This window comes from Sphingomonas bacterium (assembly GCF_903643065.1).
Lineage (GTDB): Bacteria > Pseudomonadota > Alphaproteobacteria > Sphingomonadales > Sphingomonadaceae > Sphingomonas.
Map to the genome: position 1 here is coordinate 1 of NZ_CAHJWX010000062.1, position 8,013 is coordinate 8,013.

The window sequence follows — 8,013 nt, forward strand, 5'->3', positions numbered from 1 at the left end:
GAGCCGTCGCGCACGGCGCCGGCGAGCGGATGGCCACTGGTGCTGGAGTGGTGGCGGTGAGGCCAAATGCCTTGCCAAGTTGCCGTTCTGTTCTACGCTGTGGACGTGCAACCAGCCTTCGCCTTCGCGGCGCCCGACCTGCGGCCGTGGCAAGGCCGGCTGGCCCCGGTCGCGCTGCCGGCGCGGCGGCGCACGCCGGTAGGGCAGTTGGTCAAGTCGATGATCAGCGCGCGCACGCGCGACGCGGTGTCGATCGCGGCGTATCGCCGGCTGGGCGAGCGCTTCGGCGCCGCCGCCGGGATCGCGCGCGCCGAGCCGGCCGAGGTGGAACGGCTGATCGGCGACGTGACCTTCGCCGACGCGAAGGCGATGCGGTTGGTCGCCGCGTTACGCCTGATTGAAGCGAGCGATGGCGGGTTCGCGCTCGCCCACCTCGCCACTCGCCCGCTCGATGACGCGCTCGCCTGGCTGGAACGGCTGCCCGGCGTCGCGCGCAAGGTGTCGGCGTCGACGCTGAACGCGAGCACGCTCGGCCGCCCGGTGATGATCGTCGACACCCACGTGCTGCGCGTGCTCGCGCGAGCCGGCGCGGTCGGCCCCGTCGCCGACTCCCGGGCCGGGAGTGAGGCGGTGACGGCGGCGATGCCGGACTGGTCGGGTGACGACTTCCTGGCATTCCACCTCCAGTTGAAGCGGCTGGGGCAGGAGGTGTGCCGGTGGGACGTACCGCGCTGCGAGGCGTGCCCGCTAGCGGATTTGTGCGCGACTGCTGGCAAACGATCAGGAAAGCGCGACCCGACTTGATACCGATGTTGAAGCTAACCCCTCCACTTTATACAAAAGGCCGTTTTCGTTGAAACTGCCATACCGACCTTATACATCCGTTGCATGAACAGGAACGGCTTCGGGGCCGCTGCCACCGGCCGGCTTGTGCCGACGATCGAGGACCGTCGCGCCTTTGTACCGGACCCCCTGCCCCCTCGTCGGCCGATCGACTTCGGTGCGATCCTTCCCGAGCTGACCCGCGCTACGCAAGCCGTCGGCGAGCTGAAGGGCATCGGACGGACGGTGCCCAATCCGCTGCTGCTCGTCCGGCCACTACAGCGCCGCGAGGCGGTGTCGTCGTCCAGCATGGAAGGCACGTACACGACGCTGACCGACCTCTTCCTGCTGGAAGCGGGCGCGAGCGAGGTGGCGACGCGCGGCGACACCCGTGAAGTGTTGAATTATGTGCGTGCGCTGGAGAGCGCGATTGCCGGGCTTGAGCGGCTGCCGATCTCAACCCGGCTGCTGCGCGAGGCGCATGCCCGGTTGCTGACTGGCGTGGCACGACATCGCGGCGCGCGGGTCGAGGCTGGCGAACTGAAGCGCGATCAGAACTGGATCGGCGGCTCGGGCCGAATCGACACCGCTCGGTTCATCCCAGCGCCGCCCGCCGACACCCCAGACGCGCTCGACGCGCTGTTCGGCTTCGTCAACCGCGAGGATCGCGCGCAAGCGTCGCCGCTGATCGACGCGGCGTTCGCCCATTCCCAGTTCGAGGCGATCCACCCTTTCGCCGACGGCAACGGCCGCGTCGGCCGCATGCTGATCGCGCTGATGCTGATCGACAACGGCACGTTGCCGCAGCCACTGCTCTACATGAGTCCCTGGCTGGAGCGGCACAAGGACCGCTACATCGACCTCATGTACGCGGTGCCGCAGCGTGGCGCGTGGGAGCCGTGGATCGCGTTCTTCCTGACGGCGGTGGCCGAGTCCGCCGGCGAGACGATCGCGGTGGTGGAACGGCTGCAGGAGCTGCAGCGCGGCTGGCGCGAGCGGTTCCAGACCGCGCGCCGCTCGGCGCTGCTGCTGCGGATCGTCGACTTGGCGCTGGAGCAGCCGGTGCGGTCGGTGACCAACATCGCGGAGGCGTTGGGCGTGACCTATGCGGGTGCGGCGAACAACATCGCCGAGCTGGTCGCGCATGGCGTGGCGGAGGAGGTGCCGGGCAGCTACCCGAAGCGGATACGGTTTCCGGGCGTGCTGGAGGCGTTGGGGGTGGGGTGAAGCGATGTGGGACTTGGCAATCTAGAGCAGAGAAAGGCTGCCCTGTGTCTTACATTTGGCTCTATGCCATCGCAAATAAACACGGTTTTCATCCGTTAACGCGACGCGCATCCCGGTTTGCAAGCCGATCCGGCTAAGCGAGCTACGCTCGACAGTCGAGTGAACCAGCAGAAATCCCTGATCGTCGAAGGAGATGAGGTTGCGATCAAACAGCGCGTCGACGCTGGCAGCGAGAAGCAACCCGTTGGCGGGATCTAGTCGTTCCCTGTTATCCGCGTCCCGCCACGGCTTAATGTGAGACGCACGAAGCACCGGCTCTAATGCCAGGCCGGTCAGCGCGCATTTACCTGACCAAATTTCTAGCAGCGCTTCTCGAAAACCACCTTGACCCAAGCGCGCGTTGACGAGTTGCTTCTTCATCGTCGGATCGGCCTGTGAAGCCAGAACGGCCTCGATATCCTCGACCTCTCGGGAGTTTTCCAGTCGTTCTTTGAGAACAACACTAAAACCACGTTCGCGCAGCGCATTGTTAGTACCGCGATCTCCACCACCACCAGAATGGGAATCATCGCCTGCAAAGTTTTTGGCGAGGAAAAGTACGGCTTTTGGTGGGAAACGCTCTTCTGTAGCTCCGTCAACAATGTCCCACTTGGTAGAAGGACCAAACCCATCTGGAATGTAATGCTGTCGGATTGCGGCGAAAGCTTCCCGGACATGCCGAGCGGTGAAGGTTGGCATCGCTCACTCCGCCGCCGGCAGGTAAACCTCCCCGCCGTGCGCGCGGAACATCTCGCTCATCCCGGCCATCCCCGCCTCGGCGTCCTGCGCCGCGACGAACGTCTCCACCGGGGCGTTCTGCTTGGCCGCGAACTCCCGCACTTCCGCCGTGATCTTCATCGAGCAGAATTTGGGGCCGCACATCGAGCAGAAATGGGCGGTCTTGGCGCCCTCCGCCGGCAGCGTCTGGTCGTGGTAGGATTCCGCCGTGTCGGGGTCGAGCGACAGGTTGAACTGGTCGCGCCAGCGGAACTCGAACCTCGCCCGCGATAGCGCGTCGTCGCGCAGCTTGGCGGCGGGGTGTCCCTTCGCCAGATCGGCGGCGTGGGCGGCGAGCTTGTAGGTGACGACGCCGACCTTGACGTCGTCGCGGTCGGGCAGGCCCAGATGCTCCTTGGGCGTGACATAGCAGAGCATCGCCGTGCCGTACCAGCCGATCATCGCCGCGCCGATGCCGCTGGTGATATGGTCGTAACCGGGCGCGATGTCGGTGGTCAGCGGCCCGAGCGTGTAGAAGGGCGCCTCGCCGCAGACCTGGAGCTGCTTGTCCATATTCTCCTTGATCTTGTGCATCGGCACGTGGCCGGGGCCTTCGATCATCACCTGGACGTCGCTCGCCCAGGCGCGGTGGGTCAGCTCGCCCAGCGTGTAGAGCTCGGCGAACTGCGCCTCGTCATTGGCGTCGGCGATGCTGCCGGGGCGCAGGCCGTCGCCCAGGCTGTAGGCGATGTCATACGCGCGCATGATCTCGGTGATCTCGTCGAACCGCTCGTAAAGGAACGACTCCTTGTGGTGCGACAGGCACCATTTCGCCATGATCGAGCCGCCGCGCGACACGATGCCGGTGACGCGCTTCGCGGTCAGCGGGATATAGGGCAGGCGGACGCCGGCGTGGATGGTGAAATAGTCGACGCCCTGCTCGGCCTGCTCGATCAGCGTGTCGCGGAAGATCTCCCAGGTCAGCTCCTCGGCGATGCCGCCGACCTTTTCCAGCGCCTGGTAGATCGGCACGGTGCCGATCGGCACGGGCGAGTTGCGGATGATCCATTCGCGCGTGTCGTGGATGTTGCGCCCGGTCGACAGGTCCATGACGGTGTCGGCGCCCCAGCGGATCGACCAAACGAGCTTGTCGACCTCCGCCGCCACGTTGCTGGCGACCGCGCTGTTGCCGATATTGGCGTTGATCTTGACCAGGAAGTTGCGGCCGATCGCCATCGGCTCGGATTCGGGATGGTTGATGTTGTTGGGGATGATCGCGCGGCCGCGCGCGATCTCGTCGCGGACGAATTCGGCGGTGACGTGGTCGGGAATGGCGGCGCCGAAGCTCTCGCCATCGCGGACGTGATCCTTGAGCATGTCGCGGCCGAGATTCTCGCGGATCGCGACATATTCCATCTCGGGCGTGATGATGCCGGCCCGCGCATAGTGCATCTGGCTGACGTTCGCGCCGGCGCGCGCGCGGAGGGGACGGCGGACCACATTGGGAAAGGGCTGGACGCCCCCCGAGCGATCGGGGCCGAGCTGGCCATTATCCTCGGGCCGGGTCTCGCGGCGTTCATAGCTTTCGACATCGCCGCGCGCCTCGATCCAGGCGCGGCGGCGTTGCGGCAGGCCCGCGCCGATATCGATCCGCGCCGCCGGATCGGTATAGGGACCGGACGTGTCGTACACGTGGAGCGGCGGCTCGCCGCATGACGGATCGAGGTCGATCGCGCGCATCTTCACGTTGAGCGGGCCGACGCCGATCTTGCGGCTGCCCCGGATCGGGCCGGTGGTGACGCCGATCTCGACGCGGGAAGGCATGTCGGCCATGGGTCATCGCTCCAACATCGAAGCGAGGACGAGGCCCAGGCCGGGCGCCGCTCCCTCCCTCCGCCGGTGTCAACCGGATCAGGTTCGGCGGGTCGCGCGATCGCCTCGCGCCTCTCGACCGCCACACAGCGGTTCCCCGGGGATGGCCTGACGCTAGGCGGGCCGCCGGCGCGCGTCCAGTGATTTGGGTGAGCGATCGGACAAGAAAAAGGGCCGGACGCTGCCGCCCGGCCCTTCATCGACGACGCTGTACGCCGGTTCAGGCCTGCGCCGCGCTCGATCGGATCGTGCCGTTGACGCCGGCGGGGAAGAAGCCCCCGCCCGCGACCGCGGCCGCGTTGAGGTAGACGACATTGAGCACCTGCGACGCGGTGCGGCCCAGCGTTAGGCTGTTTGCATCGGTGGGCACCAGATTGGCGGTGGTGGCCGTGCCGATATCCTGATCGAGATCGGTCGATCCGTCGAGGGAGTCGCGCGAATTCGAGATCTTGGTGATGTTCGGATAGATGGTCGCGTCCGTCACGCCACGCGCATAGAGCGTCGAGCGGATCACGCCGTCATGATAGGCCTCGACCGCCAGGATGCCCGCCGATGCTTCCAGAAAGGTCTTGTTGGTGATGAGCCTGGCCGAGCCGCGATAGGCGCTCACGCCGACGTCGGTCAGCAAATACGAGCCGATCAGGAAATTGGTGTCGTTCAGGAAGGGATCGAACAGGTCGTTGGCCCCGATCACGCCGGCCGCTCGTGCCGCCGCGGTAAAGGCGCCCACCGCCGTGCCGCCCGACGGGATCGACACGCTGGCGCTGCCGGACAGGTTGATCGCGGGTTGCGCCACCGCCGAGCCGCCGAGCTGGCTGCGCAGGAACGTGACGTGCGCGATCTCGTCGCCGGCGATCTCGCGGGCATATTGCGCGACCACCGCATCGCTGAAGGACACCGCGCGGGCGGCACCCGTGCCGCTGCCGGTGATCACGGCCCCTTGCGTCCCCGTGCCGGTCTGCAACGAGGCGGCGATCCCGACCCCGGTGACGGCGTAGGTGTAGTAGTTCGCCTCAAGATATTCGAGGTTGAGCGCGAAGTTGAGGATGTCGGGATCGGTGATCGCCGACGTACCCGTGCTGGCGCCGACCGAAGGGGCGGAGACGTTGTCGTCGTCGTCCTTGCACGCGGCGAGGAGGCCCGCCATCACGGCGGCGCCCCCGCACATGCGGATAAAGGTGCGACGGGCGCGACGCTGGTTTTCCGCCCGGTCGAGCACGTCGAGAATGGCTTGTTCGTGACGCATGGTGGCTACTCCCGGAGGACGGATCAATTGGCGGCTGAGCTGCGGATGTTGCCGTTCGTGCCGGCGGGAAAGAAGCCACCCATCGTCACCGTGTTCCGGTTCAGGTACACGATGTTGAGCACCTGGCCCGTCGACCGACTATAGACGATGCCGTTGCCATCGGTCGGCACGAAGTTGGAGGCCGTCCCGCTGTTCGCGCCACTGGCGGTGTTGAGCGACACGGTGACGGGCGAGATGCCCTGATCGTCGTCGGACGTGCCGTCGATCCCGTCGCGCGCGTCCGAGATCTTGTCGGCCGCCGTCCGCAACGCGGGCGCGGCAACGCCGCGAGCATAGAGCGACCCGCGGATGATGCCAGCGTGGAACGCCTCGGTCGCCAGGATGCCGGCGGCCGCGTCAAGGAAGATGTTGTTGGTGATCAGTGGCGAGGCGCCCTTATAGGCGGTGACGCCCACATCCTCGAAGATGAACGCGCCAAGCAGGAAGGCGAGCGGCGAACTGTACGGATCGAACGTGCCCGTGTTGCTCTGCGCGCCGGTCGCGGTGCCGTCCACCGTGGCGATGCCGGCCGCGCGCGCCGCGGCGGTGAAAGCGCCGTTGGCATCACCCGAGATGTTGAGGGCGGGCTGAGCCACCGTGGCCGTGCCGAGCGCCGTCCGCAGGAAAGCGACGTGCGCCGCCTCGTCCGCGGCGATCTCGCGCGCATATTGGCCGATCAGCGGCTCACCCGAGAAATCGACCTTACGCGGCTGCGCGGTGGCACCCGTGACGACCACGGCGCCTTGCGTGCCGGTGCCGGTCTGCTGCGCGGCGGGAAGGCCCGCGCCCGTGTACGCGTAGATGTAGAACTGCGCTTCCAGATATTCGAGGTTGAGCGCGAAATTGAGGATGTCGCTGTCCGTCACCGTCTGCGCGGCGGCGGGGGACGCGAGGGCGAAGGCCCCGACGCCGACCGCGGCCGTGCCCAGCACCGCCTTGAACAGGTCGCGCCGTTCCGACCGGCGCCGGGCGCGAGCATCGAACACCTCGATGAAATCCGTCTGGTCGTTCATGCTGGCCCTCCAGGATTGGGGCGACACGCCCCTTATCGCGGCCCGAATGGCCGGTATTGAAGTTGGTAACTCCGACGGGTGTCGGTAAGTTGCCGGTTTTCTGCTTAATCCATGTCGTACCGGAGCGATCAGCACCCGCGTGCCATGCCGATGAGACAACGGCGAAGGCCGACGTCCGCCGTATTCAGAAGGTATAGGCGAGGCCCAGCGTGCCGAGCCACTGGCTGGGCCGTCCGGCGATCCGGGTGATCGGGGCATCGCTGAAGCCGTTCAGCAGCCGCGAATAGGTGCCGCCGCCGACGATCTTGAACCCGTGCAGCAGATCGCCGGTGACCGAGTGCGCGGCAAGCACGCCCAGCGAATAGCTCTTCCAGCCCTTGCGCGCCTGATAGATCGGCAGGCCCGAGACCGCGGACTGCGCGGCCGAGACCGAGTAATAGGTCTGCGCATAGCCACGCTCGACATGCTCCCCGGAGGCGAAGAAGCCGACCAGCGCCTTGCGGCTGAGCGGCGTCAGATAGCTGATCGACGGGGACAGGATGCCGCTGCGGTGCACCCCGTTGACATCGTACCGGTAGGAGACGGTGGCCGACAGCCGATCATACGGACTGGTGATCACGCCGGTGCGGCCAATGCCGCCATAGCCGCCCAGCTCGATCGCGGTGCCGACCCCGCCCAGCGCCTTGACCCGCGGATCGTTGACGCTGCTGGACGAGTGCCGGTTGAAGTTGACGACCCCCTCCGGCCCCAGCTCGACCGCCCAGCCCGGGCCGGGCTTGGTGGGGATCGCGTCGATCGACAGCCGGTTGCCCGCAAGCTGGAAGCCGAAGCCTTTGTACGAGCCGACCGCGCCGGGCACCGGCGTGACCTTGTAGTGATCGGAGCCTTCATAGTCGGGCAGATAGGCCGCCCCCGCGCCGATCGTGAGCGAGTCGCCACCCGGTGCAGCGGTGGCCGCCCCACCGGCCGGCGGTGCGCCGCCGGCATCCTGAGCGAACGCGGGAGCGGCAATGGCGGCCGCGGCGAGCGCCGCGGCGG

The 8,013-nt window shown here is 67.0% G+C and carries 7 protein-coding genes and 1 riboswitch; of the genes, 2 read left to right on the forward strand and 5 right to left on the reverse strand.

Annotated features, from left to right (window positions below; translation table 11 throughout):
* Positions 1–105: 105 nt before the first annotated feature.
* Positions 106–804, forward strand: coding sequence for an endonuclease III domain-containing protein (locus HUU95_RS03675; protein ID WP_174278864.1), 699 nt, complete (start codon positions 106–108; stop codon positions 802–804).
* Between the two features lie 84 nt (positions 805–888).
* The gene (locus tag HUU95_RS03680) at positions 889–2,049 is read left to right on the forward strand and encodes a Fic family protein (protein WP_174278865.1); all 1,161 of its coding nucleotides are present in this window, start codon (positions 889–891) and stop codon (positions 2,047–2,049) included.
* A 21-nt stretch (positions 2,050–2,070) separates the two neighbouring features.
* On the opposite strand, the gene HUU95_RS03685 is transcribed toward HUU95_RS03680, so the two are convergent.
* The 5 genes from HUU95_RS03685 to HUU95_RS03705 all read right to left on the reverse strand — a co-directional run.
* Positions 2,071–2,787: an HNH endonuclease gene (locus tag HUU95_RS03685; protein ID WP_174278866.1), complete on the reverse strand. Its 717-nt coding sequence runs from the start codon at positions 2,785–2,787 to the stop codon at positions 2,071–2,073.
* 3 nt (positions 2,788–2,790) lie between these two features.
* A complete protein-coding gene (thiC, locus tag HUU95_RS03690) occupies positions 2,791–4,638 on the reverse strand; it encodes a phosphomethylpyrimidine synthase ThiC (protein ID WP_174278867.1) in 1,848 nt (615 codons plus the stop codon).
* A 51-nt stretch (positions 4,639–4,689) separates the two neighbouring features.
* Positions 4,690–4,781, reverse strand: a riboswitch (TPP riboswitch).
* Between the two features lie 116 nt (positions 4,782–4,897).
* Complete coding sequence (locus tag HUU95_RS03695; RefSeq protein WP_174278868.1) at positions 4,898–5,923, reverse strand: ferritin-like domain-containing protein; 1,026 nt, start codon at positions 5,921–5,923, stop codon at positions 4,898–4,900.
* A gap of 23 nt (positions 5,924–5,946) precedes the next feature.
* Positions 5,947–6,975 carry a ferritin-like domain-containing protein gene (locus HUU95_RS03700; RefSeq protein ID WP_174278869.1) on the reverse strand — a complete coding sequence of 343 codons (1,029 nt, stop codon included), beginning with the start codon at positions 6,973–6,975 and terminating at the stop codon, positions 5,947–5,949.
* 184 nt (positions 6,976–7,159) lie between these two features.
* Positions 7,160–8,013 (reverse strand): MipA/OmpV family protein (locus HUU95_RS03705; RefSeq protein WP_254602600.1); only part of this gene is annotated, 854 nt, incomplete at its 5' end.